Annotated in this window: 22 protein-coding genes and 1 pseudogene; 6 read left to right on the top strand and 17 right to left on the bottom strand. The window is 73.5% G+C overall.

The genetic code is table 11. The annotated features are described in order from the left end of the window. Positions 1-5: 5 nt before the first annotated feature. From ACIGXE_RS06340 to ACIGXE_RS06320, 5 genes are all read left to right on the top strand, one after another. Entirely contained in the window at positions 6-1361 is a 1356-nt protein-coding gene (locus ACIGXE_RS06340) for a rhodanese-like domain-containing protein (protein WP_399744047.1), read from the top strand. An 856-nt stretch (positions 1362-2217) separates the two neighbouring features. Continuing rightward, positions 2218-3345 carry a hypothetical protein gene (locus tag ACIGXE_RS06335; protein ID WP_399744044.1) on the top strand — a complete coding sequence of 376 codons (1128 nt, stop codon included), beginning with the start codon at positions 2218-2220 and terminating at the stop codon, positions 3343-3345. Between the two features lie 414 nt (positions 3346-3759). Then, a complete protein-coding gene (locus tag ACIGXE_RS06330; protein WP_399744041.1) occupies positions 3760-4257 on the top strand; it encodes an NUDIX hydrolase in 498 nt (165 codons plus the stop codon). Between the two features lie 89 nt (positions 4258-4346). After that, positions 4347-5213: a DUF6585 family protein gene (locus ACIGXE_RS06325; RefSeq protein ID WP_399744038.1), complete on the top strand. Its 867-nt coding sequence runs from the start codon at positions 4347-4349 to the stop codon at positions 5211-5213. Positions 5214-5330: 117 nt separating this feature from the next. Beyond that, on the top strand, positions 5331-6128 hold the full coding sequence (locus ACIGXE_RS06320; protein ID WP_399744035.1) for a VOC family protein: 798 nt from the start codon (positions 5331-5333) through the stop codon (positions 6126-6128). 588 nt (positions 6129-6716) lie between these two features. On the opposite strand, the gene ACIGXE_RS06315 is transcribed toward ACIGXE_RS06320, so the two are convergent. The 17 genes and pseudogenes from ACIGXE_RS06315 to ACIGXE_RS06235 form a co-directional block, all read right to left on the bottom strand. Next, positions 6717-6941: an HNH endonuclease gene (locus ACIGXE_RS06315; protein WP_399744032.1), complete on the bottom strand. Its 225-nt coding sequence runs from the start codon at positions 6939-6941 to the stop codon at positions 6717-6719. Then, the gene (locus ACIGXE_RS06310; protein ID WP_399744029.1) at positions 6886-7464 is read right to left on the bottom strand and encodes a DUF4352 domain-containing protein; all 579 of its coding nucleotides are present in this window, start codon (positions 7462-7464) and stop codon (positions 6886-6888) included. The genes ACIGXE_RS06315 and ACIGXE_RS06310 overlap by 56 nt, the downstream gene beginning before the upstream one ends. Positions 7465-7716: 252 nt before the next feature. Beyond that, on the bottom strand, positions 7717-8556 hold the full coding sequence (locus tag ACIGXE_RS06305) for a hypothetical protein (RefSeq protein WP_399744026.1): 840 nt from the start codon (positions 8554-8556) through the stop codon (positions 7717-7719). A gap of 507 nt (positions 8557-9063) precedes the next feature. After that, complete coding sequence (locus ACIGXE_RS06300; protein WP_399744023.1) at positions 9064-9828, bottom strand: maleylpyruvate isomerase family mycothiol-dependent enzyme; 765 nt, start codon at positions 9826-9828, stop codon at positions 9064-9066. Positions 9829-9890: 62 nt separating this feature from the next. Further along, positions 9891-10128 (bottom strand): annotated as a pseudogene (locus tag ACIGXE_RS06295) (hypothetical protein); the annotation flags it as partial. A gap of 45 nt (positions 10129-10173) precedes the next feature. Continuing rightward, on the bottom strand, positions 10174-11709 hold the full coding sequence (locus ACIGXE_RS06290) for a hypothetical protein (protein ID WP_399744020.1): 1536 nt from the start codon (positions 11707-11709) through the stop codon (positions 10174-10176). A 185-nt stretch (positions 11710-11894) separates the two neighbouring features. Then, positions 11895-12089 carry a hypothetical protein gene (locus ACIGXE_RS06285; RefSeq protein ID WP_399744018.1) on the bottom strand — a complete coding sequence of 65 codons (195 nt, stop codon included), beginning with the start codon at positions 12087-12089 and terminating at the stop codon, positions 11895-11897. A 125-nt stretch (positions 12090-12214) separates the two neighbouring features. Beyond that, on the bottom strand, positions 12215-12862 hold the full coding sequence (locus ACIGXE_RS06280; protein WP_399744015.1) for a hypothetical protein: 648 nt from the start codon (positions 12860-12862) through the stop codon (positions 12215-12217). Next, positions 12859-13536 (bottom strand): ABC transporter ATP-binding protein, encoded by a 678-nt coding sequence (locus tag ACIGXE_RS06275; RefSeq protein ID WP_399744012.1) that lies wholly within the window; start codon positions 13534-13536, stop codon positions 12859-12861. Before ACIGXE_RS06275 ends, ACIGXE_RS06280 begins: the two co-directional genes overlap by 4 nt. Continuing rightward, positions 13529-14707 carry an ABC transporter ATP-binding protein gene (locus tag ACIGXE_RS06270; RefSeq protein WP_399744009.1) on the bottom strand — a complete coding sequence of 393 codons (1179 nt, stop codon included), beginning with the start codon at positions 14705-14707 and terminating at the stop codon, positions 13529-13531. The genes ACIGXE_RS06275 and ACIGXE_RS06270 overlap by 8 nt, the downstream gene beginning before the upstream one ends. After that, positions 14704-15540, bottom strand: a complete 837-nt coding sequence (locus ACIGXE_RS06265) for an ABC transporter permease (RefSeq protein ID WP_399744006.1) — start codon at positions 15538-15540, stop codon at positions 14704-14706. Before ACIGXE_RS06265 ends, ACIGXE_RS06270 begins: the two co-directional genes overlap by 4 nt. Next, on the bottom strand, positions 15533-16525 hold the full coding sequence (locus tag ACIGXE_RS06260; protein WP_399744003.1) for an ABC transporter permease: 993 nt from the start codon (positions 16523-16525) through the stop codon (positions 15533-15535). The genes ACIGXE_RS06265 and ACIGXE_RS06260 overlap by 8 nt, the downstream gene beginning before the upstream one ends. Next, positions 16522-18150: an ABC transporter substrate-binding protein gene (locus tag ACIGXE_RS06255; RefSeq protein WP_399744000.1), complete on the bottom strand. Its 1629-nt coding sequence runs from the start codon at positions 18148-18150 to the stop codon at positions 16522-16524. The genes ACIGXE_RS06260 and ACIGXE_RS06255 overlap by 4 nt, the downstream gene beginning before the upstream one ends. A gap of 88 nt (positions 18151-18238) precedes the next feature. Continuing rightward, complete coding sequence (locus ACIGXE_RS06250) at positions 18239-19333, bottom strand: acyl-CoA dehydrogenase family protein (protein WP_399743997.1); 1095 nt, start codon at positions 19331-19333, stop codon at positions 18239-18241. Continuing rightward, positions 19330-20523: an acyl-CoA dehydrogenase family protein gene (locus tag ACIGXE_RS06245; RefSeq protein ID WP_399743994.1), complete on the bottom strand. Its 1194-nt coding sequence runs from the start codon at positions 20521-20523 to the stop codon at positions 19330-19332. The genes ACIGXE_RS06250 and ACIGXE_RS06245 overlap by 4 nt, the downstream gene beginning before the upstream one ends. Then, entirely contained in the window at positions 20520-21488 is a 969-nt protein-coding gene (locus ACIGXE_RS06240) for an NADPH:quinone oxidoreductase family protein (protein WP_399743991.1), read from the bottom strand. The genes ACIGXE_RS06245 and ACIGXE_RS06240 overlap by 4 nt, the downstream gene beginning before the upstream one ends. 284 nt (positions 21489-21772) lie before the next feature. Continuing rightward, positions 21773-22444 carry a helix-turn-helix domain-containing protein gene (locus ACIGXE_RS06235; RefSeq protein WP_399743988.1) on the bottom strand — a complete coding sequence of 224 codons (672 nt, stop codon included), beginning with the start codon at positions 22442-22444 and terminating at the stop codon, positions 21773-21775. A 63-nt stretch (positions 22445-22507) separates the two neighbouring features. Between ACIGXE_RS06235 and ACIGXE_RS06230 the strand changes: the two genes are divergently transcribed. Continuing rightward, positions 22508-23599, top strand: coding sequence for an NAD(P)/FAD-dependent oxidoreductase (locus tag ACIGXE_RS06230; protein WP_399743985.1), 1092 nt, complete (start codon positions 22508-22510; stop codon positions 23597-23599). Positions 23600-23745 lie beyond the last annotated feature (146 nt).

Genomic DNA, 23745 nt, shown 5'->3' with positions numbered 1-23745 from the left:
GGGACGTGCACGACATCGAGGTCATCACCACCGCGTCGCTCGGCGACACCAGCTATCTGCTCGTGAGCGGCGACGAGGCCGCCCTCGTCGACCCGCAGCGGGACAGCTGGGAGCTCGTGGAACGCTGCGCCGGCCGCGGGGTGAGCATCCGTTACGTCCTGGAGACGCACGTCCACAACGACTACGTCTCCGGCGCCCTGGAGGTACGGTCCGCGACCGGCGCCACCGTGGCGGGTCCCGCCCGCGCGCCGTACGCCTTCGACCACCTGCCGCTCGCCGAGGACGACGAGATCACCGTCGGGGACGTCACCGTACGGGCGATGGAGACCCCCGGCCACACCGCCGAACACACCGCGTACCTCGTCCTCGACAGCCCCGAGGGGCCGCCGGCCGCCGTCTTCACCGGCGGGAGTCTGCTCGTCGGCAGCGCGGGCCGCACGGACCTGTCCGGCGCCGCGCACACCGAGGAGCTGGCCCGCGCGCAGTACCGCTCGCTGCACCGGCTCACGCGCCTGCCGGACGCCACCCGCGTGCTGCCGACGCACGGCGCGGGCAGCTCCTGCGCGTCCGGTCCCGTGGCACGGGGGCGCGACCGTACGACGACGGTGGGCGCCGAACGGCGCGACAACCCGGCGCTGGCGCCGCGCGACGAGGCCGAGTACGTCGCGACGCGCGCCACGGACCTGCCGCCGTACCCGGCGTACTACCGGCACATGGCGCCGCTCAACCGCGCCGGGCCCGCCGTCCTGGGCGGCGTGCCCACGCCCAGGCCGCTGTCGCCCGCGACGGTCGCGGGGCTCGCCGGCGAGGGCGCGCAGATCGTCGACGGGCGCGACCGCCGGGCCTTCGCGGCGGGGCACGTCCCGGGGGCGCTCTGCGAGGAGCTGGACGAGCGCTTCGCGAGCCTGGTCGCGGAGGTCGTCCCCTTCGGCGCCCGGCTCGTCCTCGTCCTGCCCGAGCCGGAGGACGAGGCCGCCGTGACGGCGGTGGTCCAACTGCTCCGCATCGGCTACGAGAACGTGGCCGGCGTCCTCACGGGCGGCACGGACGCGTGGGCGGCGGCCGGCCGGCCGCTCCGCTCCTTCCGCACGGCGGACGCCACCGAACTGGCCGCCCGCCTGGGCGAGGTCCGAGCCCTCGACGTCCGGCCGCAGCGGCCCGAGGGCGGCATCCCCGGCACCCTGGCCATCCCCCTGTCCGAGCTGCCCGCCCGCGTCGGCGCGCTCCCCCGCGACGGCGAGATCTGGACCTTCTGCGGCAGCGGCCGCCGCGCGACGGTCGCCGCGAGCCTGCTGGACCGCGCGGGGATCCCGGTCCGCGCGGTGACCCGAGGCGGCGCGGCAAACCTACCGAGACACTGAGCGCCCCCACACGCCTGTGCCTCCGCCCCCTCCGTGGGCCTGCGCCGTGGGCCCGCGTCCCGCAGGGGCGCGACGGGTGGGGCACACGCGACTGCGCCGTGGCGGCGCCAGCCCCGCCTGCCCCGCCCGACGCCCGCGCGCGGCCGACCACAGCCGTGCCCGGCCCGACCGGCCTTCGCCCCCTCCGTGTGGACAATCGTCCCGCCGGGGCGGGACGAGCAGGCACACCGGACGGCGCCCTGGCGGCGGCCCAGCCCGCCCGAACCCACGCCCGCGCGCGGCCGACTGCGGCCGTGCCCGGCCCGACCGGCCTTCGCCCCTCCGCGTGGGCAATCGTCCCGCTGCGGCAGGACGGGGGGCACACAGACGGCGCCCCGGCGGCGGCCCACGCCCGCCCCGACCCACGCGCGCGCGGGGCCGGCCGCGGGCGGGCCCGGCCTGAACGGGCCTTCGCCCCCTCCGTGTGGGCAATCGTCCCGCCGGGGCGGGACGGGTGGGCACACGGGACGGCGCCCTGGCGGCGCATTCGCCCCTCGCTCCTACGCCCGCCAGAGGGCGCCGCGCCTCAGTGGTCGACGTCAGGGCGCGGGAAGCCTAGGCCCGGCAAGGGGCTACGTCCCGTTGTGCCCACCCGTCCCGCCCCAGCGGGACGACTGCCCACAACGGGGGGCGAGCGCGGCGGAGGCGAGGGGCTGGTCCGGTGGGCGTCGGGTGGGCGCAGCGGGGGGCGTGGGATCGTCGGGTCGGCCGATCGGATGACCTCGGCGGGGTCGGGGCGGGCCGAGCATGGGCTGTGGGGCGGGGCGACCGTCCGCGCCCGTGATCTTTACGCCGTCCTGTCCCTGGGAGCCCGCCGATGAAACGAACCCGCGCCCTCGTCACGCTGGCCGCCTCCACCGCCCTCCTCGCCGGCTGCGCCCAGGCCGCCGGGGACCCCGCCCGGTCCGCCGAGAGCCGGCCGGTCACGGCCTCCGCACCGGCGACCGCGGTGCCCGCCCCCACCGGCAGCACCCCCGAGGGGACGCTGCTCGTCGCCGACTTCGGCTCCGACACGGTCACGTTCGTCGACCCGGCCCGGGGCCCGTTCGCGTCCGTCGAGGTCGGCACCGCCCCGTACGGTCTCGTCGTCGGCGCGGACGGGCGGGCATGGGTCGCGACGGCCGAGGGTGTGGCCGTGGTGGACACCAAGACGCGTACCCGCCTCGCGCTCGTGCCCTACCGGACCAGGACGGGCCCGGTGACCACCGGCGAGTACCGGGGCGGCGGCATGGGCATTGCACTGTCCCCGGAGGGACGACGGGTGTACGTGGGCGTCAACGTGCCCGGCGGCAACGGCACCCTCGAGGTGATCGACACGGCGACGCTCCGGGTCACCGACCGGGCGTCGGTCGGCCGGCGCCCCTTCGACGTCGACGTCTCCCGCGACGGCTCCGAGGTGTACGCGACGAACCACGACTCCTTCGACGTGACCGTGGTGCGGGCCGACAGCCTGCGGACCCGCCGGATCGAGGTCGCCCCGTACGCCACGGAAGGCGGGCTCGGGTCCTGGCTGAAGCCGCACTACACGGCCGTCTCGCCCGCCGACGGGCGTCTGCTGCTGCCCTTCGAGGGCGAACGCCTCGTGGTGGTCGACCCGCGCACCGGACGCCAGGAGATCCGCCCGATGACGGCCGACACCCACCAGCACGGTGTCACCGTCACCCCCGACGGCACGCTGCTCACGGTCGGCACCGGTCCGATCGACCCGGACACCGACCGGGGGCCGTCGCTCACCGTCCGCCGGCCGGACGGCAGCGAGCGCGTGATCCCCTTGGACGGCCCGCACGAGGACGTCGCCGTCTCCGCCGACGGCAGGACCGCGTACGTGACGGGCGGGTTCACCCGGGACGGCTTCTGGGACGGCCTTACCGTCGTCGACCTCGCCGACGGCTCCACCCACCGGCTGCCGGCCGGATCGCGCCCCCTGGGCATCGCGGTCCTGTAGAGCCCGCCCGGCGCTCAGCGGGCCCCGGCACACCGGGCACGCGCACACGGGATCAGCGGGCCCCAGCACACCGGGCCCAGCGAGCACACGGGACACATCGGGCACGCGGGGCACGCGCGGGACACCGGCCACACGGGGCACACCGGACACGCTGCGACGCCAGCCACGCGGGGCTCGCGGGGGCACCAGGACACGGGGCACACCGGCCACGCAGGGCAGGCGGACCCAAGGCTCGTGCGGGGGACCGAGCACGCCCGGCACGCCCGGCACGCCCGGGACACCAGGCGCGCCGGCCGCCCGGGCAACACCAGGGGAACGCCCGCTCACAGGCACACGCGCCCGCCCGGCACGGATGTCGGTGGCATGGTGTTGGGTGGGGCGGTGGCAGCTATCGGCCCCGTACGAGGAGACACCATGACCGCGCCCGCCCACCGCAACGCCCAGCCTCCCGCCGCCCAGGCCTCCCTGGGTGCCGGCGTGGTGGTGACGGACGCCGCCGGTCGGGTGCTGCTCGGGCTGCACCGCTCGGGCGTGTGGGAGCTGCCCGGCGGCAAGGTGGATCCGGGCGAGTCCATCGAGCAGGCGGCGGTCCGCGAACTCGCCGAGGAGACCACGCTCGTCGCCGACCCGGCCGACGTGTCGGTGATCGGCCTGGTCCTGGACACCGTGACGTCGGCGGACCTGACCCGGCTGACGGCGGCGACTGTGGTCCACGCGCACACCGGCGCCCCGGCCGTCGCCGAGCCGGACAAGATCGAGCGCTGGGAGTGGTTCCCGCCCGACGCCCTGCCCACGTCCCTGTTCGTCCCCTCGGCCCAGGCCCTGAAGTTCTGGCGCCCCGAACTCCCGCTCCCCGACTCGGCGTTCCACCGCTACGACGTCATCCCGCGCGCGCTGCCCGCCGCCCGATAGGCACGCGCGCGGTATCCCACTTCCCCGGCGTGCGAGGGGCCTGGTCCGAACCTCCGGCCGCTGTCATGATGCGGTCGGGGGGATGCGCCATGGAGCAGCTCGACCGGGTGACGGTGCCGCCGCCGGACGAGGCGGCGACACGGGCGGCACGGGAAGCGGACCTCGGCGCCTATCTGCGAGGGTTCCGCGCCCGGCACACCGACGACCCGAGTGCGTTACGGCGGCGGCCCTGGGCGCCGCCGCTCGTTCTCCTTCTCGTCCTGGCCTCCGTCGCGATGCCCGCCCTCGCCAGCCGGCTGGTCGGGCCCCGGCTCGGCATCCCGCTGCTCCTCGTGCCGTTCGGGGCGGCGGGGTGGTTCCTGTGGCGGTGGTCGCGGGCGCGGGAGACGGCGCTGCGGCCCGGGGAGTACGTGTACCTGTACGCGCGGGGGCTGGTCTGCCCGGGTGAGGGCGGGACGGCGCGGGCGGTGGCCTGGCGGCGGGTGACGGCGATGCACCAGGACGTCACCCGCGTCCATGTGAACGGCGGCTACACGGGTACCCACTACGCGTACCGGCTGTGGACCGGCCCGCGGGAGGGGGTGACGGTCGGCGGGTTCCTCGACGAGGAGACGGTGCCCCGGCCCGCCGACTCGCAGATCCGCGAGCTGGCCCAGATCGTGCTCGACGAGACGGTACGGCGCGCGCTGCCGCCCGCCGTGGACGCCTTGGAGGCGGGCGGGGCGGTCACGTTCGGTGACGTGAGCCTGCACGGGCGGGGGATCGGGCTGCCGGCGCGGGCGGTGGTGCCGTGGGAGCGGGTGCGGCGGTGCGAGTGGCGCGGGGACGGTCTGGTCGTGGTGCGGACCTCCGGCAGCGGGCGCTGGTCGCGGGAGGCGAAGGACATCCCCGACTTCCCGGTGTTCTGGTCTCTGGTCAAGGAGCTGTACCCGCCGGCGCGCGAATTCCGCCGCTGATCCGCGCACCGGCTGATCATCCGGGAGGTGCACCGTGCGTCACCGAGCGGGGTGGGCCGGAGGTGGCTAGCGTGGCGTCGAGACAAGGACGTCATCGATCGGAAGCGAGTCATCGTCATGGCCTCACGAACTCACGGCGAGCCGGTCTGGACCGACGCGATGTTCACCGACCTCGAGGGTGCGAAGTCGTTCTACGGCGACGTGCTGGGCTGGACCTTCGGCGAGTCCGCCTCGGAGTTCGGCAACTACACCCAGGCCTACAGGAACGGGAAGGCGGTCGCGGCGGTCGTCCCGCCGATGCCCGGGCAGGAAGGCGAGCCGCAGTCGGCGTGGTGTCTGTACTTCGCCTCGCCCGACGTCGCCGCCACCGCCGAGAAGATCAAGGACGCGGGTGGCACGCTCCTGATGGAGCCGATGCAGGTGGGCGACTTCGGCTCCATGTGCCTCGCGCAGGACCCCACGGGCTGTGTCTTCGGCGTGTGGCAGGCCGGCACCCACGAGGGCTTCGAGGCCCAGGGCGAGGCGGGCACCTACGTGTGGGCCGAGGTGTTCACGCGTGAGCCGGCGAAGGCCGACGCCTTCTACACGGCGGTGTTCGGCTACAACTCGAAGAAGATCAAGGACGACAAGATCGACTACCGGGTCTTCGACCTCGGTGCCGACCCGCTGCTCGGCCGGATGGTGATGACGGCGCAGGACTTCCCGGCGGAGATCCCCTCGTACATCCAGATCTACTTCGCGGTCGACAACTGCGACAAGGCGATCGAGGCCGCCCTGGCGGCCGGCGGGCGGAAGGTGTTCGGCCCGGAGGACAGTCCGTTCGGGCGCTTCGCCGCCCTGCTCGACCCGCAGGGCGCGGCCTTCGCGGTGATCGACACGCGGACGACGGTCGGCGAGATGCCCGAGATGGAGTGACCGCACGCCCGACGGAGGCGGGTGCCCGGGACCACGGCGGTCCCGGGCGCCCTCGTGTGCGGTGAGGGGTCAGGCGCCGGTGCGGAAGTCGGCGGCCGTCAGGTACCAGGCGTCGACGCCGAGGGCGTTGGGCCGCTTCTCGTAGAAGGGGAGCGTTTCCCACTCCCCCGGCAAAGGCAGACGAGGGCCGAGTCGCGAAGACCCTCGAAGGCGCCCGCGTCGAGTCGCGTCGAAGAAGCGCGTCCGGCACACCGAACCGGCCACACCAAACGAGTAGTCGGCGCATCCGACCCGGGTCACCTGCCGGTAGAGATGACAGAGCCCCCACCTCCTGCACGTCGGCGGAGGTGGGGGCTCGTCGGTGCGCACCTACGGGCGCCGAGGGGCATCCACTCGCGCGTGTCCTGGTCGGCCCTCTGTCGGTTCGACCGGGCCGACACCTGGGTTCTTGGTTGCGCTGCCGGGCACAAGGACCGGACAGCGCGGGTGATCAGGTCAAGGTTGATGACACGGTCACGCGCTGTTGCGTGAGCCTGGCTCCAGCAGGAATAACCCGAGGGCGGCGAACCTGTGACGACGTACAGCACGTCACCAACTCCGTGAGGCCCTATGGGGCGCGCTGGGCCGCATGCAGTTACCTCGACCGCCGTTGCAGGCGCGATGCACCGAGCGGGCATTCGCGGAGTCAAGGAGATCGCCCCTGCGGCTTAGGGGGATGAGGTGGTCACAGGTGAACGACAGGGGGCGCCACCTTCCGCTACTCAGCTGGCACGGCCCACTCGACGGGGTTGTCAGCAAGCGACTGAGGTGCATAGACGATGCGTTCCGGCCGCTGCTTGGCCATTACAGCGAACGGGATCTTGCCCTTGACGCACCGGCCTGCCTTGACTGGCTCGTCCATGGGGAACTCCGGCTTTGGGAGGTCGCCGCCTGTGCTACCGGTGATCTCCACAATCGTGCCGTCGGCGTAGGCAAGAGACCAAGGGAACTGGCTGACCGTCACGGTCTTGCCCTCGACGTTGCAGATCTTGGCCTCGACGGTTGCCCAGACGTCGCCACCTTGGGTAGTGACGTCCGGGGGCTGCGGGCCCTTCGCCGGCTGTGTGTAGGCAAGGACTGTGGTGGTGAACTTGACCCCGTTCTGAGTGTCGTCGACCTTGGCGGACTCGCCGATCTTGTAGGTGGATGGCGTCGGGGTGGCCGAAGGGATAGCGGAGCTGGTGGTCGGCTCGGGTGGGGTGCTGGTCTTGGTGACCGTCGGTTCGTCATTACCGCCACAGGCGGCGAGACCCAGGAGCAGGGTGGCCGTGAGGGCGGTGGTGGTGAGTCTGCGCATCGGCCCAGGGTGGCGGACATGGGGGCGGTGTGGGGGCTGTGTGGCTGTCCTGTGACCTACGCGGGCGCGGGCCGATGTTCCGGAGTGGCATCACCCACGGGTAGCCCGGGTACGCCTGGAGCTTGCCACTGCTGGTGCCCTTGTGGAGGAGCGCTACGGTAGCCATGCCGGCGCCTACGGGCCCACTGTGGTCAGTCGGCGCGAACCAGCTCCAGGCGACGGTCCTCGGGCTTCATCCACCTGCCTGGTCGATCAGCGCTGTTGCCGGGCCTGCGGCTTGCTGCGCTGGCGCCCGATCTTGGGTGCCTTCGGCCTGGGCTTCGGGCCGCCTCCCGTGACCTGATGCATCTGCTTGCCGGTCTCCAGCACATCCATGACGATCTGGGTCATCAGCTCGTCCCGCTTCTGTCCCTCCAGCTGGTCGGTGATTCGCTCCGCCGTCAGGAAGTACTGGTTGAGAACAGGCTGGTTGAAGTACTGATTGAGCTGCTGTAGCGATCGGTCGTAGACGGCCAGGAAGGTCTTGCTGAGGTAGCCGACGAAGCCGGTGGCCAGGGCCGCGAGGGAGCCGATGAACAGGCGCTCGCCCTGGGCCGTGAAATGCATGGAGGCGATGAATGCTCCGACGAGCACGGCGAGCCCGACACCCATGGCGACGATGGCACTGATGAAGGACTTGTTGGCCTGCTTGGTAGCGATGCCGTGGTAACGCTCAAGGAGCAAGCGGTTGAAGTTCACCAGGCTGGCGAGCTCCATGTGCTCCTTGAGGCGTTCCGCAGCATTCTCGACGCGGACTTGTTCTTCTCTCTTCACTGCGGCGCGACGCCGCTCTCTTACGATGAGTGCCGTCGCCAGAGCGAGTGTCACGAGAAGGACCAGCACGCCGGCGCTGGGGAGGAACCACCCAGGCAGGCCGGCTGCTGGCGTTCCAGAGTCATCCCAGGTGATTGCTGTAATGCCGGTGAAGACGACGCCGCCCGCGGCTGCGACGGCTGACGTGGCTGCGGCAATCTTCTCCAGGTCGAGCGAGAAGCGAGTCGTGTTGGTCGGTGTGCTCCGGTAGAATTTGATGACTGGCGGTTCGTCGGACATCGCGCCCCCCGTGCTCGGTGTGGGGGCGCCAGGTTAGCTGCCTGACGCCAGTGCGGCGCCTTTGTTGTCACTCGTTCGTGAACTGAGACCGACTGGCAAATGGTGAGTGGGGCAGCCCAGGCGGGCCCGAACGCAAGGCAGGCACGAGCCTCAGGGATCATGGAGTTCTTGATGCTCTGTGATCACCCGAAGCGCTCGTGCCTGCGGTCCCAGCATGCCTTTCGGAACCCCTGTGGAACCACTTCGCCGCTCTGCTGCACTGCGGAAGGGATACGCCAAGAGCCATCCGCTGGTTGCAACCGGCGACGGATTCCAGACCGGACCGTTTTCGGGTACCTCGTGCTCGCGCTGGTCCACGGCTCCGGCTACGCGTCGTGGACTTCCATCTCTACCTCGCCGCCACTCTCATCAGGCTCCGCATGCTCATCCGACGCTCGACGAGCGGCTACCGCTGGGACGGCCTCCCCAACCACCCGACGCCTCAAGTGATCCGTCTGCCGGTCGGCCTCAGCCCCAGTCCTGCAGCTGCCGGAGCAGGTCGGCGTCGCCCTCGATCCGCAGCGAGCCGGCCGGGATGCGCATGTACATGAGCAGGGCCATCTCGCTCGCCGTGCCGTGGATGGCGGCGGTGGGCTTGCTCTCGGCGGCCTCCGCCGCGGTGAGGCGGGTGAAGCGGGAACCGGCGGCGTCCACCGTCTGGCGCCACGAGCCGGCCTCGGCCGCGTGGTAGTCCATGGTGGCGGGCTCGCCCGGCCACGGGACCGTGACGGTGCAGACGGTGGCGAGGAACTCCTCGACGGCGTCGACCGCCTCGGTCGTCGGCAGCTCCTGCGGATTACCGGAGGCCAGCTGGGCGTCGTAGGTGTGGATCAGTGATTCCGGGACGCGGCGGCGGGCCACGGCGGCCACCGTGTGCGGCGAGGCCAGCGGCTCCCACCAGGCCCAGCAGCCCCGGTCCGGGCCGGCCTCGCGCAGGGCGGTGAGCAGCTGCTCCGTCGAGTCGGCCAGCCAGGTTATGAGCTCCTCGCGCTCCCTGGGCGCCGCCAGCCCGTCCTTGCTGGGCCGTTCGTCACCCGGCGCGGTGTTCAGCACGATGTAGGCCCAGAAGCGGTTCCCCTCACTGAGGTGGTTCGCCAGGTCGTACAGCGTCCAGCCCGGGCAGGACGGGACGTCGGCGTCGAGGCTGGGGGCCGCGGCGACGGCGGCGCGGAACGCGGCGGAACGCTCGTCAATCATCCGCAGCAGGGTGGGGAAGGAGAGATGATCAGTCACGCGGACCTTGTACCACCCGTACCGGAACTCTCGCACTCGATTAGGGCCGACCGGCAGATGGATCACTTGAGGCGTCGGGTGGTGGGGCGGCCGTCCCAGCGGTAGCGGCTCGTTGAGCATCGGACGGTGAAGCCCGACTCGGCTGGCGGATTACAGGACTTGTTGTTGTCGTAGCCCCGGTCGAGGTTGACGTTCACCTCCTCGGGCAGGGGTCCCACCTGCCCCGATGGCCGCATCGAAGGTCGAGCCGAGGAGAGGCGAGTCGTGGCGGTCGTCCCCTGCGGCGACCAGGCCGAGCGGCCCGCGGGAGCGCCCGAGGGGTGACGGCCCTGGGGCGCAGCCGCTTCAGTTCGCGTCGTGCACTGCTACCAACCCGTTGAAGACTCCCACATACGCTGTCCCATCAGGTCCGATGGTGATCGGCGCCCAGTTGTTGTCGTAGGCGGGGCCGGTGCCGGTGAGTCGCGACCAGGCGCGGGCGCCGGTGCGGAAGTCGACGGCCGTCAGGTACCAGGCGTCGATGCCGAGGGCGTTGGGCCGCTTCTCGTAGAAGTAGAGCAGTCCGTTGGCGGTGGACAGCTTGGGCACAGTGGAGGGCGAGCGGACGTCGCTCTGCCACACGGTGTCGCAGCCGCTGCCGTCGGGCCGGACGTCGATCCGGGTGGCACCGCCGACGACACTGCGGCCGAAGGTGAGCGTGGTGGGGTTCTCGTAGCCGTAGTTGTTCTCGACGACCAGGCTGTTGCCCCAGCTGATCAGGGAGTTGTCGGTGGTGGAGGCGCCGTGGCCGAAGACCGGGACCTTGCAGACGAGGCGGTCGGCGGCGGCGACGTCCGTGCCGCGCCGGTAGACGAGGACGTTCATGCGGTCGTCGGCGTTGTCGGTGATGGCGACGTACCGCGCGCCGTTCTGGCCGAAGAGGTCGGGGGTGGTGCCCGAGCCCTGGTTCACGGAGCCGGGCTTGGTTCCGGTGCCCCGGTCGTAGGTCTGGCGCCACTGGATCCGCGGGGTGCCGTCGGCGTCGGCGCGGAAGCTGTAGAGGGCGTGGTCGGAGACGATCGAGACGCCGTCCTCGGCGACGGAGAAGGAGTTCTGGATCTCCTCGCCGTCGAGCCGGATCGCGCGGATGGCGGCGGTGGCGGGGTCGACGGTGCCGACCCGGCCGAGCCGGGTGACCCACCAGACGCGGCCCTGCCAGTCGGGCATGACGGAGGTGACGGGGTCGCAGACGCCGCTGGGGAAGAGGTTGGTCCAGCTGACGCAGTCGTGCGGGACGAGCGGGGTGAGGTCCCAGTCGTCCTCGACGACGAACTCCCAGGCCCCGTCGGGCTTCTGGCGGTGGGCGATGCGCAGGACGTGCTGGCGGGAGTCGGCGAGGACGACCCGGTCGCGGTCGTCGAGGTAGAAGTAGGCGCCGCCGGAGGTGTCCTTGAAGATCTTCGCGAAGTCGAGCCGGGTGATGGCCTCGACGGTGGAGGAGCGCTGCGGCAGCTGGTACTCGGCGAGGGTGTCGAGGGTGCGCGGGTCGAGGAGCTTGAGCAGGAAGCCCTGGAAGGTGCCGCACACGGTGACGAGCCGGCCGCCGGCGTCGAAGGTGACGGTGGCGCATTCGCCGCCGAGCGCGGCGATCTTCTCGCTGTCGACGCGCGGCTCGCGGCCGAGCGGCCCGGAGTAGGGGTGGGTGCCGCTGCCGGCGGCGTCGGCGTGCATGCCGCTGCGCCCGTTGGGGGCGAGGTAGGGGTGCTGGGGCGGGGCCTCGGCGGGGACGGGGCGGGCGGTGGCGGGCGCGCCCTCGTAGTGGTCGACGAGCCGGTGTCCGGGGGCGAGCGGTATCTCGTCGGCGAGGGCGGGCGTGGCGAGCGCGAGAACGGTCGCGCTCACGGCGGCGGTCAGCGCTGTTGCGCGGGCTCGCCGACTGGGGGGTCGGGTGGTCAATGCGGCTCCTCGGGTCCGTACGACGGTCGCGCCGGCGGCCGACGCTAGGCGGGAGCGCCTGACTTGTACATGGACATGCCCGCTGTTTCACGGGCACTTCACGATCATGAAACGATGGAGCGGGGACGGCCTCAGGGTTTCAGGCTGGAGACCACGTTGGCGGTGGCGGCCACCCCGTTCTGGATCGTCGGGGCCATGCTGGTGCTCGCCAGGAAGAAGCCGAGCAGGGCGCACACGAGGGCGTGCGAGAACTTCAGGCCGCCGCTGCGGAGAAAGATCACCGCCAGGATCAGCAGAAGCAGCACCACGGATACGGAAATGGCCATCGCGCTCATCCTCCTTGCGCCGCACCGGAATTGCGGCGTTCGGCGGACAGTGTGACGGAAGGGACGATCCGGACGGCGGTATGGCGTGGCGGCCATCCGGGTGACTTTCCGGAGCAGGCCGTTCCTCAGGCGCCGGCCAGGGCTTCCCTGATGCTCGGCAGGCGCACGGCCTCGATCTCGTCGTCGGCGAGGAGGTCGGCGACGAGCGCGGCGCTGCCGAAGACCTCCGTGGCGCTCAGGTCCCAGTCGGTCAGGACGAACCAGGAGCCGTCGACCGCCCACCAGGTGGCCGGGAACTGTCCCTCTCCCGCGCCCGGATCCGCACACCGGTCGTGGTGCGCGGGGGCGTCGGCGAGGCGGCCGCGGCGGGCCGGGACGGGCGAGCCGACGTCCTCGATCGGTGCCTGGGCGGCGTAGCACACCGTGTCCGGTCCGTCGGCGCCGTGCCGGGCGAGGAGGGCCGTGAGCCGGACAAGACAGTCGCGGTCGATCTCCCCGGCCGACGGGCCCTCGTGGCTCTCACGGCCGTCGACGCCCAGGAAGAGGCGGTACGAGGGCGTGTGCGTCCAGTCCTCCAGACGCCTCCCCGCGCCCGCCAGGACCTCGCGCCAGCGCAGCCGCCGCGCTCCGTCGTGGATCGTGTGCAGCACCCAGCAGCGGTCCTCGTACCCGTGCCGCGGCTCGTGGCCGAGGATCGACTCCTCCGCCTCCAGGACAGGTCGCATGCCGCCGAGGGGATGGGCGTCGGGCAGGCGGGTCCAAGGGCTGGTCATACCGCATTCTCTCCCGGGCGGCCGGTGAGCTCCGCCCACTCGACCGTGCGGTCGCACCAGCGTTCCAGGAGGATCCGGTCGTGGCCGACGGCGAGCAGGCCCGCGCCGGTCTCCGCGCGGTAGCTCTCGACGGCCGCGACGAGGGCAGCGGTGGTCGAGGCGTCGAGCATCGCGGTCATCTCGTCGCAGACCAGCCAACGGGGCCGCAGGACCAGGGCACGGGCCAGGCAGGCGCGTTGCAGCTGGCCGTCGCTGACCTCGTGGGGGCGGCGGGCGAGCAGGTCCTCGGTGAGGCCGACCGTCGGCACGAGCGCGGCGAGGCGTTCCCGGACGCGTTCTCGGCGGCCGGTCGCACGCAGTGGTTCGGCTATCAGGTCGGCGAGCCGCAGCCGGGGGTCGGCGGACAGGCGGGGCTGCTGGAAGACGACGCCGACGGCGGTGCGCAGGGCGCGCGGGGCGCGGTGCCGCCAGGTCCGGACCTCGGTGCCGTCGAGGACGACCCGGCCCGCGTCGGGCCGGTGCAGCAGCGCGGCGACCCGGGCCAGGGTGGACTTGCCGCAGCCGCTCGGACCGAGCAGACCGACGGCCTCGCCGGGGGCGACCGTGAGGGTGGCGCCCCGGACGACGGGGGTGCGGGGTTCGTATCCGGCGGTGACGGAGTGGAGTTCAAGCACGGGACGCTCCCAGCGGGTGGTGGCAGGCGGCACCCGCCCGGAACTCCGGCCGCACCGCGCAGGAGGCGCTCGCCCGGGCGCACCGGGGGGCGAAGGCGCAGCCCTCAGGAAGGGCGGAGAGTTCCGGCGGCAGTCCGGGGATCGGGGTGAACTCCCGATCGGGCAGGGCGTCGAGGAGCCCGCGGGCGTAGGGGTGGCGGGGGCCCGGGTCGCCGAAGAAGCGGGCGGCGGCGGCGACTTCGACGATCCGCCCGGCGTACATGACGGCCACCCGGTCGGCGACCCGGCGGGCCGCCGCCAGGTCGTGGGTGATCAGCAGCAGGGCCTTGCCCCGGTCGGCGTGGCGGCGCAGCTCGTCGGCGGTGCGGTCGACGAGCTCACGGTCGAGTCCGGTGGTGGGTTCGTCGGCGAGCAGCAGCGGCGCGTCGCCGATGAGCGCGAGCGCGGTGGCGGCCCGCTGGGCGAGGCCCCCGGACAGTTCGTGGGGGTAGCGGTCGAGGTGCCCGGCCGGGAACGCGGCCCGTGCGGCGGCCGCCTCGGCCGCCGCGCGCCGCTCGCGTCGTGGGGTGTCGGTGAGGGCCCGTACGGTCTCCTCCAGGTGGGCACGTACGGTGCGCACCGAGGTGAGGTGAGCGGCGGGGCTCTGCGGCACGAGCCCGACGCGCCGGCCGCGTACGGTGCGGGCGAGGGTGCGTTCGTCGGCGGCGAGCAGATCGAGGACGGGCGGGTGCACCGCCTCGGCGCGCGAGCCCCGGCCGTCACCGACCGCCGCCTCACCGGGCGAGCCCCGACCGACACCGACCACCGCCCCATCGCCGCGCAGGCCCCGACCGACACCGACCGCCGCCCCACCGTGCCGGTCGGTGCCGGTATGTGCCTCGGCCGCGCCGGGGCCGGGGCCGGCCGCCAGGAGCGCGGTGCCCGTGGTCTCCGCGTTGCCGGGGAGGAGACCGAGGAGGGCGGAGGCGAGGACGGACTTGCCGCAGCCGCTCTCGCCGACGAGGGCGAGGCACTCCCCCGCCGCGAGGTCGAAGGAGACATCGGTGACGGCGGCGACGGTGCGCCCGCCGCGCAGCCGGAAGCGGACGGTGAGGCCGCGGACGCCGAGCACGGCGTCGGAGGCGCGCTCGGCGGTGACGGCGTCGAGGGCGCGCGCGATCCGCTCGTTCACAGCATCAGCTCCGATCGGCGGCGCGGGTCGAGCCGGTCGCGCCAGACTCCGGCGAGTCCGGCGAGGGCGAGGGTCGGCACGACGAGGAGGAGGCCGGGGAAGAGGGTGGGCCACCAGTCTCCGGCGAGCAGCGAGGAGCGGGCGGTCTGGACGAGGTTGCCGAGGCCGGCCCGGTGGCTGGGCAGCCCGAGACCGAGGAAGGACAGCGCGGATTCGTGCCACATGGCGTGCGGCACCATGAGGACGGCGGCGAGCCCGGCCTGCGGGAGCACCGCCGGCAGCAGGTGCCGTACGGCGATCCGCCACCGCGAGGAACCGCCGGAGACCGCCGCGTCGACGAAGGGCCGGGAGCGCAGCGAGAGGACCTCGGAGCGGACGATCCGGGCGGTGGACAGCCAGTGGGTGACCGCCACGGACAGGATCACGGGCCAGACCCCGGGCCGGAACATGGCCACCACGAAGATGCCGAGCAGCAGGTGCGGCACGGCCGAGAAGCCGTCGACGATCCGCATCACGAACCGGTCGAAACGGCCGCCGATCGCGCCGGCCGCGGCACCGACGGCGGTGCCGACGACGCCGGCGACGAGGGCCGCGACCAGGCCGACGAGGAGGGAGATCCGCAGGCCGTAGACGCAGCGCAGAAGCAGGTCGCGGCCGACGTCGTCAGTGCCGAAGGGGTGTTCCCAGGAGGGCGGCAGGAGCTTCCGCCCGAGGTCGACGGCCTGTTCGTCCAGCTGGACGAACGGCGGGACGAGGAGCACGGCGAGAACGACGGCTCCGATGGTGAGGGCGGAGCTCCACAGGCGGATCCGCCGCGTGCGGGGGTCAGCCATCGAAGCCCACCCTCGGGTCGGCGAGCCCGTACAGGAGGTCGGAGAGCAGGTTGCCGAGCAGCACGGCCGCGGTGGCGAGCACGGTGAGGGCCGCGAGCAGCGGGAAGTCGACGGAGACGGCGGCCTGGACGGTGGCGGCGGCGACGCCGGGCCAGCTGAAGACCGTCTCGACGAGGAGGGCGCCGGTGATGAGTTCGGGGACGCGGGAGCCGACGAGCGTGAGCACGGGCAGCATGCCGGAGCGCAGGGCGTGGCCCGTGAGGACGGTCCGTTCGGCGAGTCCGCGGGCGCGGGCGCCGCGTACCGGGTCCTCCTCCAGGGCGTCGCCGACCCCCTGGCGTACGTAGAGGTAGAACCAGGGCAGTTGGGAGATCCCGAGGACGAGCGCGGGCAGCACGAGGTGGCGCGCGACCTGGCCGACGGTGACGGTGTCGCTCGCGGTGTCGGTGAGGCCGCCGGCGGGCAGCGCGCCCAGCTTCAGGGCGAAGAACCAGAGGGCGAGCAGCCCGAGCCAGAAGGCGGGGGCGGCTTCCAGCGTGTACGCGGCGGAGCTGACGGCCCGGTCGAGGAGGCCGCCGCGGCGGCGCCCCGCGAGGACGCCGAGGGCGGTGCCGAGGGTGAGGGCGACGAGGAAGGCGGTGCCGGCGAGCAGCGCGGACCAGCCGACGCGCTCGGTGATCACGTCGGCGACGGGCTGCCGCATGACGCCGGAGTCGCCGAGGTCGCCCCGGACGGCGTGGCCGAGCCATTCCCACCAGCGGGTGAGCCAGGGCCGGTCGGCGCCGAGGTTGGCGCGCAGCTGGTCCAGGTTCTCCTGCGAGGCGGTGAGTCCGGCGGTGCCGGCGTAGGCCTTGACGGGGTCGAAGGGGGAGGCGGCGGCCACGGCGAAGACCGCGAGGGTGACCGCGAGGAGGACGGGGACGGCGGCCAGGGCGCGCCGTCCCGTCATCCGGGTCATGGCTCCCCAGGGAAGGCGGCGGCTCACTTCGTGGTCGCTCCGGCGTTCTTCGGCCGCCAGTCCTCGATGTTCCACCAGGGGCCGGAGCCGAGGCCGTGGTCGTGCGGCTCGACCTGGGTGCTGAGGCCGCCGCCGGGTGTCGCGTCCCAGCGGTCGTCGACGACGTAGAGGTGGTCGACGTGGGTGAGGAAGGTGTAGCCGGGGTTCTTCACGAGCTGCCGCTGGACGGTGTCGTAGGCGGCCCGGCGCTCGGCGGGGTCGTCGGTGCGGCGGCCGGCCTCCAGCGCCCGGTCGACGGTCGGGTCGGCGTACCGGGCCATGTTGTTGAAGCCGTCGCCGGCGAGGTCGGACTTCAGGAGGAGGTACTGGTCGAAGTCGGGATCGCCGGGTGAGCCGCCGCCGGCCAGGACGGCGTCGGTCTTCATGCGGGGTTCGATGACCTCCCAGGTGCCGGCCTGGGTGGTGACGGCGATGCCGGCCTTCCTGGCGTCGGAGGCGTAGGCGAGGGCGTGGTCCTGGCGGAGCTTGTCGCCGGAGAGGTACCAGAGCGGGAAGGCGGCGCGCACGCCGTTCTTGACGCGGACGCCGTCGGGGCCGGGTTTCCAGCCGGCCTCGTCGAGGATCTTCCGCGCCCCGGCGAGGTCGTGGCGGCGTTCGGTGCCCTGGGCGAACCACGGGCTGTCGGTCGGGACGGGGCCGTAGGCGGGCTTGCCGGCGCCTTCGAGGATCTTGTCGACCATGGTCTGCCGGTCGACGGCGAGGTCGAGGGCGCGGCGGACGGCCACGTCGCCGGCGACCGGGTTGTGGGTGGGGAGGGTGACGGTGCGGTAGTCGTAGGTGGTGGCGGTGTACGTCCGCTTCGTCCGGTCGCCCTTGAATCCTTCGGCGAGGGCGGGCGGCAGGACGGCGGCGTCGAGGTCGCCGGCGCGCAGCCGGGTGGCGCGGACGTCGTCGTCCTTGATGACGGCCATGGTGAGCTTCTTGACGGCCGGAGCGCCGCCCCAGTAGGCGGGGTTGGCCTGGAAGGTCAGTTTCTCGCCCCTGGACCAGCCGGTGAGGACGTACGGGCCGGTGCCGACCGGCTCGGTCGTGAAGGGGCCGGTGTTGACGTCCTGGCGGCCGGCGACGTGCTCGGGGGCGATGGCGAGGACGGTGCGCTGGGCGAAGGGCGCGTAGGGGTACCTGAGGGTGAAGACGACGGTGTCCTCGCCGACGGCCCTGACGTCCTTGAGCGCGTCGAGCTCGGTGCGTGAGGCGTTGTTGGTCCTCGGGTCGAGCACGGTCCGGTAGGTGAAGACGACGTCCTCGGCTGTGAAGGGCTGCCCGTCGCTGAACTTCACGCCGTGGCGCAGCTTGTACGTGTACGTCAGGCCGTCGGCGCTGACGGTGGGCAGGGCGGCGGCGAGGGCGGGGCGCAGCTTCATGTCGGCGTCGAAGGAGAGCAGCCCGTCGAAGATCTTGGAGTTGCCGTCCTTGCCGTAGCCGAGGAGGGGGCTGAGGGTCTCCGGTTCGTAGGCGATGCCGACGACCGCGGAATCCTTGGGCCCTCCGGGGCCGCCGGTGCCGCCGGGGTTCGAGCAGGCCGCCGCGGCAAGGGCGGTGGCCCCGGCGAGTGTCGCGGCGGTCGCGCGTCGGACGGATCGGGCGGCCATGGTGTCCACACCCCTCTTGAAGATCAACTGTTATTGCGAACAGCTCGCAATTAAACAGCATGTAGAGGGGTGCGGACGCATGGGCCCCTTACCTGGGGGCGGGCAGGTCCACCAGCGCGGCGATGGCGTCGTGGTGCCGGCCGGCCGAACCCAGCGCCGTCTGGTCGGACTTGGCCCGCTTCAGCGCCAGGTGCGCGGGGTGCTCCCAGGTCATGCCGATGCCGCCGTGCAGCTGGACGCACTCCTCGGCGGCGCGTACGGCGGTCCTGGAGCAGTACGCCTGGGCGACGGCCACCGTCAGCGCGGCGTCGGGGGCGCCGGTCGCCAGCGCGTCGGCCGCGGCGCGGGCCGCGGCGCGGGCACCCACGAGGTCCAGCCAGAGCTGGGCCATCCGGTGCTTCAGCGCCTGGAAGGAGCCGATCGGCCGGTTGAACTGGTGCCGTTCCTTCGTGTGCCGGACCGTCTCCTCCAGGCACCACTCGGCGATGCCGAGCTGCTCGGAGGCGAGCAGCCCCGCCCCGGCGAGCAGTCCCCGCCGGACGGCGGCGGCCGAGGCCTCGGCACCGGCGAGGCGGGTGCCGGCGGCACCGTCCGCGTCGACCACGGCCAGCGGCCGGGTCAGGTCGAGCGAGGAGCGCGGGGTGATCACCGCGTCGCCGGCGGGGACGGCGTACAGTCCGTCGGCGCGCGGGACGAGGAGGACGTCGGCGGCGAGGGCGTCCGCGACGGCCGGCACGGGGCCGGAGCGGACACCCGTGTCCGCCGGCGCGGTCGAGAGCGGGACCGCGAGGACGGCGACGCTGCCGCCGCCCGCCAGCGCCGCGAGGAGCTCCGCGACGGGACCGTCGTCGGCGCCGAGCGCCAGCAGCGTCTCGGTCGCCACCACCGCGCTGGTGAGGTACGGGACGGGGGTGACCGCCCGGCCGAGCTCCTCCAGGACCACGGCGGCCTCGCGGTGGCTCGCGCCCTGGCCGCCGAGCTTCTCGGGGACGAGCAGTCCGGCGGCGCCGATCCCGCCGCCGAGGGCCTCCCAGAGCCCGGGGACGTACGGGCTGTCGCCCTCCATGCGGCCGAGCACGGTCTGCGCGTCGGCCCGGTCGGAGAGCAGGGAGCGGACCGCGGCCCGCAGGTCGTCCTCGGTGTCGGAGTACAGCAGGTCGGCCGTGGCCGTGGGTTCCGTCATCGGGCGAGGTCCTTCCAGGCGACGTCCTTGTCGTTGCGGGGCTCGGCGGGCAGGCCCAGGACCCGCTCGGCGACGATGTTGAGCAGCACCTCGGTCGTGCCGCCCTCGATCGAGTTGCCCTTGGCGCGCAGATAGCGGTAGCCCGCGTCGCGGCCGGTGAAGTCGACCAGGTCCGGCCTGGCCATCGCCCAGTCCCCGTACAACAGGCCTTCGTCGCCCAGGAGTTCCACCTCCAGGGCGCTGACGGCCTGGTTCAGACGGGCGAAGCCGAGCTTCATGGCACTGCCTTCGGGACCGGGCTGGCCGGCCACGAGCTGCTGGCGCAGCCGCTCCCCGGTGAGCCGGGCCACCTCGGCGTCGACCCACAGGTCGAGCAGCCGGCGGTGCAGGTCGTGGGTGCGCAGCTCGGGGCGGGACCGCCAGGTCTCGGCGGCCTTGCCGATCATGCCGCCCTCGCGGGGGACGCGGGCGCCGCCGATGGAGACGCGCTCGTTCATGAGGGTGGTCTGCGCGACCCGCCAGCCGTCGCCCACCTCGCCGAGGCGGTGGGCGTCGGGGATGCGGACGTTCGTCAGGAAGACCTCGTTGAACTCGGCCTCGCCGGTGATCTGGCGCAGCGGCCTGACCTCGACGCCCGGGTCGGTCATGTCGCAGACGAAGTAGGTGATGCCCCGGTGCTTGGGCAGGTCCGGGTCGGTGCGGGCGATGAGGATGGCCCACCGGGCCACATGGGCACTGGAGGTCCACACCTTCTGCCCGTCGACCACCCAGTCGTCGCCGTCACGCACCGCGCGGGTGCCGAGAGCGGCGAGGTCGGAGCCGGCGCCCGGCTCGCTGAAGAGCTGGCACCAGACCTCCTCGCCGACCCACAGAGGCTTCAGGAAACGCTCCTTGATCTCCTCGGAGCCGTACGCGAGGAGGGTGGGGGCGGCCATGCCGAGGCCGATGCCGATCCGGCGGGGGTCGTTGTCGGGGGCTTTGGCGGCGGCGAGTTCGGCGTCGACGACGGCCTGGAGGGAACGCGGGGCGTCGAGTCCGCCGAGGCCCACCGGGTAGTGCACCCAGGCGAGACCGGCGTCGAAGCGGGCACGCAGGAAGTCGCGGCGGTCGGTCGTGGCGGGCGGGTGCTCGGCGAGCAACCGCCGGGTGCGCTCGACGAGTTCGGCGGCGCCGGTACGGTCTGCCGTCATGCGCGGGCTCCTTCCGGAAGGACGACGAGGCGGCCGGTGGTGGTGCCCTCGGAGATGCGCTGCACGGCGTCGGCGGCGGCGTCGAAGGCGACGCGCTCGCTCACGTAGGGCTTGACGAGGCCCTTCGCGGCGAGCTCGGTGAGGGTCTCGTGGCAGCGCAGGACGGCGGCCGGGTCCTTGAGGTTGTAGAGGCCCCAGTGCAGGCCCACGATCGAGTAGTTCTTGATCAGGGCGTGGTTGAGCGTGGGGGCCGGGACGGTGCCGCTCGCGAAGCCGACGATCAGGATCCGGCCCTCGAAGGCCACCAGCTTGGCGGACTGCTGGTAGGCGGCGCCGCCGACCGGGTCGTAGATCACGTCGGCGCCACGGCCGCCGGTGGCCTCCTTGACGGCCGTGACGACGTCCTCGGCGTGCCGGTCGACCACGACGTCACAGCCGAGGTCACGGGCGACCGCCGCCTTGTCGGCGCCGCCGACGACGCCGATGACGGTGGCGCCGGCCGCCTTGCCGAGCTGGACGGCGGCGCTGCCGACCCCGCCCGCGGCGGCGTGCACGAGCAGCGTCTCGCCCTCCCGCAGGCCGGCCCTGCGGTGCAGGCCGAACCAGCCGGTCTGGTAGCCGATGTGCAGGGCGGCGGCCTCGGCGTCGTCCAGCGCCTCGGGCGCGGGCAGCAGGGCGACCTCGTCGGCGACCGCGTACTCCGCGAGGCCGCCGTGCGGCAGGGCCGGGGTCGCGATGACGCGGCGGCCGTCCTCCGTCTCGGCGCAGATCTCCACGCCCGGCGTGAAGGGGAGCGGGGGCCGCACCTGGTACTGGCCCCGGCACAGCAGGGCGTCCGGGAAGTTGAGCCCGGTGGCGCGGACCTTGAGCAGCACCTGACCGGGGCCCGGCTCGGGGCGTCCGGTCTCGTCGAGCTGCATCACCTCGCCCGGTTCACCGTTCTCGTGCACTCGCCATGCCTGCATCGGGGCCTCCATGTGCTGTCGCGCGTCCTGCGGGATCGCTCGCATACTAAGCGGTCGCTTGGCTTCGCGGAACCGGACTCGCACGTCCTCTTTCCGCCGCTGCCGGATTCGCCCGCCATGCGATCACCGCGGACGTCCCACCCGGGAGCGCGCGCCCCGGCTGTCGCCCCCGCCCGGCCCGGCCGGCTCGCGGGCGCCGGGAATGCCTGGGACGCGCCCGGCCGGCGCCGGGAAACGCCTGAGACAGGCCCCGGTCGGCGCCGTCGGCCCGGCCGGACGGGGCCTCAGGAGCTCTTCGGCCGCGCCCGTACGTGCATCCGCTCGCCCTGCGGGCCGAACAGGCTCAGGAACTCCACCGGCCGGTCCCCCGCCGGGCCGAACCAGTGCGGCACCCGGGTGTCGAACTCGGCGGCCTCGCCGGCGCCCAGCACCACGTCGTGCTCGCCGAGGACGAGCCGCAGCCGCCCGGACAGCACGTACAGCCACTCGTAGCCCTCGTGGACCCGCGGGTCGGGCACCTCGGAGCCGGCCTCCTGCACGACCTTGTAGGCCTGGAGCCCGCCGGGCTGGCGGGTGAGCGGGTACATCGTGCGGCCGTGGCGGACGATCGGCCTGGCCTTGACGCGCGGGTCGCCGACCGGCGGGGCGCCGACCAGCTCGTCCAGCGGCACCTGGTGGGCGCGGGCGATCAGCAACAGCAGTTCGAGGCTGGGCTTGCGCTGCCCCGACTCCAGGCGCGAGAGGGTGCTCACCGAGATGCCGGTGGCGGTGGACAGCTCGGCGAGGGTGGCGCCGCGCTCGCGCCGGATGCGGCGCAGGCGGGGGCCGACCTCGTTCAGGACGTCGTCGATCCGGGCGTCTTCGCGGTGGCCCTCGCCCCGGTCCTCGCGGCGGTCTTCACGGGGCTCTGCACGGCTGTGGTCGTGGCGGTGGTCGTGGCGGTCTGCGGCAGTCATGCATCCATTGCAGAAACAGCAACTCTGTTTGTCAAACATGCGGCACCGGGTCACTCTCGCGGCATGAACGAGAACCCCCTCGGCGAGACCGAGACCCAGATCAGGACCCAGATCAGGACCGAGGCCGAGGCCGACACGGAGACCGGGGCCGGCACGGAGGCCGGGGCCGGCACGGAGGCCGGGGCCGGCACGGAGGCCGGGGCCGGCACGGAGGCCGGGGCCGGCACGTACGACGTGGTGGTGGTCGGCGGCGGCGCGGCCGGGCTCAGCGCGGCCCTGGTCCTGGGCCGGGCCCGGCGCCGGACGCTCGTGGTCGACGCCGGCGAGCCGCGCAACGCCCCCGCCGCCCACATGCAGGGCTATCTCACCCGGGACGGCATGAGCCCGGCCGACTTCCTGGCGGCCGGGCGGCAGGAGATCGCCGCGTACGGCGTGGACCGGACGCACGGCCTGGTCACCGGCGCCGTCCCGCACGGGGACGCGGGCTTCGCGCTGACGCTCGCGGACGGGCGGCGGCTCCGGGCGCGCCGGCTGGTCGTCACCACCGGTCTGGCGGACGAGCTCCCGGCGGTCGACGGCGTGGCCGAGCGGTGGGGGAAGGACGTGCTCCACTGCCCGTACTGCCACGGCTGGGAGGTCCGCGACCGGGCGTTCGGTGTCCTCGCGCATCCGGTGATGCCGGCGCACCAGGCCCTGATGGTCTCCCAGTGGTCCCCCGACGTGACCCTCTTCCTGCACACCGCCCCGGACCCCTCGCCCGAGGACACGGCCCGGCTCGCCGCGGCCGGCGTGACGGTCGTGACCGGCGAGGTGGCGGGCCTGGTGGTCGAGGAGGGCGGGCTGACGGGCGTACGGATGGCGGACGGGCGGGTCGTACCGCGCGAGGTGCTCTTCGTGGGCACCCGGACGAGGCCCCGCGACGGGCTGCTCACCGCACTGGGCGCGGCCACGCACGAGACGCCGCTCGGCACCTTCGTCACGGTCGACGAGACGTTCCGGACCAGCGTGCCGGGCGTGTGGGCGGCGGGGAACGTGATCGGCGCGCAGGAGCAGGTGGTGAACGCGGCGAGCGGCGGCTACCGCGCCGCGGCGATGGTCAACGCGGACCTGCTGTTCGCGGATCTGGACCGGAAGGCGGGCGCGGGGGTGGCATGACCGCCCGGGCCCTTCGCTCCGGGCCGGGGAGCCCCCTCCGGGGCCCGGCGGCGGCCCGCAAAGGGCCGCCGGCGCCGGACGACGGCCCGGCAACACCCGCCGGCACCCGGACGACGGCCCGGCAACACAGGCCGGCGCCCCGCCAA

This window comes from Streptomyces sp. NPDC053431 (genome assembly GCF_044544925.1).
Taxonomy (GTDB): Bacteria; Actinomycetota; Actinomycetes; order Streptomycetales; family Streptomycetaceae; genus Streptomyces.
The sequence above is the reverse complement of the archived record's forward strand: the minus strand, read 5'-3'. Positions and strand labels throughout refer to the sequence as shown.

Bases quoted from the DNA above. Each gene is read 5' to 3' on its own strand.
- ACIGXE_RS06335 (WP_399744044.1), top strand. From the start codon at position 2,218: ATGAAACGAACCCGCGCCCTCGTCACGCTGGCCGCCTCCACCGCCCTC.
- ACIGXE_RS06330 (WP_399744041.1), top strand. From the start codon at position 3,760: ATGACCGCGCCCGCCCACCGCAACGCCCAGCCTCCCGCCGCCCAGGCC.
- ACIGXE_RS06325 (WP_399744038.1), top strand. From the start codon at position 4,347: ATGGAGCAGCTCGACCGGGTGACGGTGCCGCCGCCGGACGAGGCGGCG.
- ACIGXE_RS06320 (WP_399744035.1), top strand. From the start codon at position 5,331: ATGGCCTCACGAACTCACGGCGAGCCGGTCTGGACCGACGCGATGTTC.
- ACIGXE_RS06315 (WP_399744032.1), bottom strand. From the start codon at position 6,941: ATGCACCTCAGTCGCTTGCTGACAACCCCGTCGAGTGGGCCGTGCCAG.
- ACIGXE_RS06310 (WP_399744029.1), bottom strand. From the start codon at position 7,464: ATGCGCAGACTCACCACCACCGCCCTCACGGCCACCCTGCTCCTGGGT.
- ACIGXE_RS06305 (WP_399744026.1), bottom strand. From the start codon at position 8,556: ATGTCCGACGAACCGCCAGTCATCAAATTCTACCGGAGCACACCGACC.
- ACIGXE_RS06285 (WP_399744018.1), bottom strand. From the start codon at position 12,089: ATGGCCATTTCCGTATCCGTGGTGCTGCTTCTGCTGATCCTGGCGGTG.
- ACIGXE_RS06280 (WP_399744015.1), bottom strand. From the start codon at position 12,862: ATGACCAGCCCTTGGACCCGCCTGCCCGACGCCCATCCCCTCGGCGGC.
- ACIGXE_RS06265 (WP_399744006.1), bottom strand. From the start codon at position 15,540: ATGGCTGACCCCCGCACGCGGCGGATCCGCCTGTGGAGCTCCGCCCTC.
- ACIGXE_RS06255 (WP_399744000.1), bottom strand. From the start codon at position 18,150: ATGGCCGCCCGATCCGTCCGACGCGCGACCGCCGCGACACTCGCCGGG.
- ACIGXE_RS06250 (WP_399743997.1), bottom strand. From the start codon at position 19,333: ATGACGGAACCCACGGCCACGGCCGACCTGCTGTACTCCGACACCGAG.
- ACIGXE_RS06245 (WP_399743994.1), bottom strand. From the start codon at position 20,523: ATGACGGCAGACCGTACCGGCGCCGCCGAACTCGTCGAGCGCACCCGG.
- ACIGXE_RS06240 (WP_399743991.1), bottom strand. From the start codon at position 21,488: ATGCAGGCATGGCGAGTGCACGAGAACGGTGAACCGGGCGAGGTGATG.
- ACIGXE_RS06235 (WP_399743988.1), bottom strand. From the start codon at position 22,444: ATGACTGCCGCAGACCGCCACGACCACCGCCACGACCACAGCCGTGCA.
- ACIGXE_RS06230 (WP_399743985.1), top strand. From the start codon at position 22,508: ATGAACGAGAACCCCCTCGGCGAGACCGAGACCCAGATCAGGACCCAG.